Source organism: Ruminococcus sp. (genome assembly GCF_045129435.1).
Lineage (GTDB): Bacteria > Bacillota > Clostridia > Oscillospirales > Acutalibacteraceae > Ruminococcoides.
In genome coordinates this window covers 1-2768 of the sequence record NZ_JBGVJL010000180.1, presented here as the reverse complement: position 1 = coordinate 2768, position 2768 = coordinate 1, and the positions used below count along the sequence as shown (strand labels likewise).

2 protein-coding genes and 1 riboswitch are annotated in these 2768 nt (G+C 38.2%); both genes read right to left on the bottom strand.

What is annotated here, in order from left to right; genetic code table 11:
• Nucleotides 1–368: 368 nt before the first annotated feature.
• A complete protein-coding gene (locus tag ACJMMI_RS08320; RefSeq protein WP_405354897.1) occupies nucleotides 369–1367 on the bottom strand; it encodes an asparaginase domain-containing protein in 999 nt (332 codons plus the stop codon).
• A gap of 39 nt (nucleotides 1368–1406) precedes the next feature.
• On the bottom strand, nucleotides 1407–2630 hold the full coding sequence (locus tag ACJMMI_RS08315) for a chloride channel protein (protein ID WP_405354895.1): 1224 nt from the start codon (nucleotides 2628–2630) through the stop codon (nucleotides 1407–1409).
• 51 nt (nucleotides 2631–2681) lie between these two features.
• A riboswitch (Fluoride riboswitch) is annotated at nucleotides 2682–2751 on the bottom strand.
• Between the last annotated feature and the right edge of the window lie 17 nt (nucleotides 2752–2768).

Here is a 2768-nt window from a genome sequence, read left to right as displayed (position 1 = left end):
AAAACAGGCGACAGCCTTAAAAAAGAAATACTTCATTAAAAAATAATAAAGAAAAATGGCTTTTTGTGTTGCTGTCGCAATTATAAAGCTTTCGCTGTTGTGTTCAAGCCGCCAAACAGCAGGCTGTTTGGCTATCGGACTTTGCTTTTGTTAAAAGCTTTGTGGGCTTTGCCCACACCCACAACCTTTAAAAAGGTTGACCAAATTTTTATTTTCGAGTATAAAGTCTGGGCTAATTCAAGAAAATTTCCCGACCGTAGCTAAACAGCAATTTACCTAAACTATCAAAAAAGAACCTTTTTTATAAATGCTTTGTTGTAAAAGTAAATTTTGCGTTTGCAATGGTCGAAAATTTTACTTAAATTATATTAGAATTTCTGCTCTGATATAAAAATATCTCCGCCAACAGACTTTGAAAAGCTTTTAAAAATATCCTTTGTATCATTCTCACATAACAGCCATAATTTGATATATGCGGAAATCGGAGCAACAGGAGGCAGAACTTGAATACCAAGCTTTGAGTAAAGCTCCTTGCTTTCATAGAAAAATCCAGCCTCACTGCCTGTTAAAAATACAGGTATGTCAAGCTGATTTGCAGTATGGCATAAGCCTTCTAAATCCTTGTTTGCGGTATTTATAGTTCCCGAATGATAGCTTTCAAGCAGTACAGCCTTTATGCTGTTATCAAGCTTAGGGTATACCATACCCACATACGGAGTAATTTTAAGTACAGGTGAGGTTGCATTGAAAATAGGTATATTTTCAAATTTAATTTCATCTTGCTTTTCAGTGTAGTGATTATTTTTTACATACATATTATAAATGATTTCACCATAGTAAAGATTGCCAATGCTTTCCACTTTGTCACAATAGGCAAGGTGCTTTTGTAATCTTGAGCCACGATGAATTTTTGCATACTCACCGCAATTTTTATATGCGGCAAATACGCCCTTGCTTTTGCCGTATTTAATGAAATCAATGGCGGCAGAAAAGTTATCAAGTCCGTTTGATTTTTCGTTCTCAAGCGGATAATTTGCCGATACAATTACAATAGGAGTATCGCACAAGCCAAACATATATGAAAGCATAGCAGAGGTGTATTGCAAAGTATCTGTTCCATGTGTGACAATGATTCCGTCATAGTTATTTATATTTTCTTTAATAGCATTATAAAGAGCGTTGAAGTATTCACCGTTTAATTTTTCGCTGAGTACAGTATAGGGCGAAATAGCGTCAAATTCAGTTTCATCACAGTTTTTCTTATACATTTCAATAAGCTTGTAGCGAGTGCTTGAGTTGGGAGAAATTACTCCGTTGTTGTAGCAGCTGCCAATAGTGCCTCCCGTAAATACAACCAAAATTTTCATACAGCACCTCCGATTATTTCTTTTAGTATTGTACCATATTTATTCAGAAAAATCAGCCTTTTTGCCAAACAGACTTTTACTTAGCTTTCGCTCTTGTGCAGAGTAAATTCCTGCCTTGCCTGATGCAATAAAGCTTATAATGCTTGCAAGCACAAAGTAAGGCGTTGCCTTAACGCCGAAAAGCTCAATGCCAAGCATAATAGTAGTGATTGGTGTGTTAGCCGCTGAGCCAAATACGCAGATAAGACCGATTGCAGCAAGAAAACTCGGCTCAATTCCACATATATTTCCATACCAACCGCCGAATGACGCACCAATGTCAAACAGCGGAGTAACCTCGCCACCCTGAAATCCTGCTCCGAGAGTAAGTGTTGTCAGAATAAATTTTACAGGCATATCATACCAGTTAGCGTTGCCCTCAAAGGCGGTTGTCTGTTGCCATGTGCTTAATCCCTCATAATCGTTGAGATTGAGCAGTACAACGAGCAAAGTTACAATTATTGAGCCAACCAAGGCAGAAAGAATGGTGTTTTTAAAAATTTTTGCATATAATATTTTTAAATACTTGACCGCAAGTGCAAAAAGCTTGCCAAGTAAGCCAAAAATAATTGATGCTGAAATGAATACTAATATAAATTTCAAGCTGATGTCGGGAACGATTGATATACTATTCACATTGTGCTCGGCACCGAGAAGAAGAGCCACAGCATTTGCAAGGTAAGACGATAAAAAGCAGGGAATAAGGGCATTTACAGAAAGCCTGCCGATACAGCAAACCTCCATACCGAAGAACGCACCGGCAAGCGGAGTACCGAATACCGAGCCGAAAGCCGAGCTTATTCCGCTGAGAATAATTATTTTTCTGTCCTCGCCCTTAAAGCCAAATTTATCGGCAACATTACTTGTAAGCGTACCGCCAATCTGCACAGCAGTTCCTTCTCTGCCGGCAGAGCCGCCTGAAAAGTGAGTGAGCAGGGTAAAGAAAAATGTGAGAATCGCAAGCCTTTTGGGTACTTTAACGCCTTCATTCGCACTTTGAATTATAAGGTTGTTGCCCTTAGATGACTCACCGCCGTATCTTTTATATACAAATGCAGTCAGCATACCCGAAAGCGGTAAAAACCATATGCAATACGGAAAGTAACTGCGGAATACAGACGATAAGCCGAGCATATATAAAAATATAAACGAAATCTCACCCATTACCACAGCACAGCCGAGTGAAACGGCAAGCACCTTAAAATCAACAAATTTCTTTTTCATAAATCCACCTCAATAAATTAAAAAATGACATAAAAAAAGCCAATGCCCCTGTATAAAACAGAAGTCATCAGCAAAAGCGGTTTCGGAAAATCCGTGGGAGAACCTCATTCCCATACATATATAAATTATTTATGTATA